The sequence below is a fragment of the Halalkalibacter alkalisediminis genome, assembly GCF_028610705.1.
Classification (GTDB): Bacteria; Bacillota; Bacilli; order Bacillales; family Bacillaceae_D; genus Halalkalibacter; species Halalkalibacter alkalisediminis.
In genome coordinates this window covers 1-547 of record NZ_JAQQWT010000143.1, presented here as the reverse complement: position 1 = coordinate 547, position 547 = coordinate 1, and the positions used below count along the sequence as shown (strand labels likewise).

The window sequence follows — 547 nt, the reverse complement described above, 5'->3', positions numbered from 1 at the left end:
ATGGCGCGCCCTGAGAGATTCGAACTCCCGACCTTTTGATTCGTAGTCAAACACTCTATCCAGCTGAGCTAAGGGCGCATAAGTTGTCCAATTTAATTAAAATAAAAAAGTGCCGAGGGCCGGACTTGAACCGGCACGGTAGTCACCTACCGCAGGATTTTAAGTCCTGTGTGTCTGCCAATTCCACCACCCCGGCACGGCAGAAAAAATATCTGGAGGCGGCACCCGGATTCGAACCGGGGGATAAGGGTTTTGCAGACCCGTGCCTTACCACTTGGCTATGCCGCCAGACAAAAAAATGGAGCGGAAGACGAGATTCGAACTCGCGACCCCCACCTTGGCAAGGTGGTGTTCTACCACTGAACTACTTCCGCGTTGGCTGGGCTAGCAGGATTCGAACCTACGCATGACGGAATCAAAATCCGTTGCCTTACCGCTTGGCGATAGCCCAACGCAAAAAATATAAGGTTTATGGGGCGACTGATGGGAATTGAACCCACGAATGCCGGAATCACAATCCGGTGCGTTAACCACTTCGCCACAATCG

The 547-nt window shown here is 52.1% G+C and carries 5 tRNA genes; all 5 read right to left on the bottom strand.

The annotated features are described in order from the left end of the window. Position 1: 1 nt before the first annotated feature. Positions 2-78: transfer RNA gene (locus PQ474_RS26275), tRNA-Arg, on the bottom strand. Between the two features lie 32 nt (positions 79-110). Further along, positions 111-196 (bottom strand) — tRNA-Leu (locus PQ474_RS26270). Positions 197-213: 17 nt separating this feature from the next. Then, positions 214-288 (bottom strand) — tRNA-Cys (locus PQ474_RS26265). An 11-nt stretch (positions 289-299) separates the two neighbouring features. Further along, positions 300-374: transfer RNA gene (locus PQ474_RS26260), tRNA-Gly, on the bottom strand. 2 nt (positions 375-376) lie between these two features. Next, positions 377-451, bottom strand: a tRNA-Gln gene (locus PQ474_RS26255). Positions 452-547 lie beyond the last annotated feature (96 nt).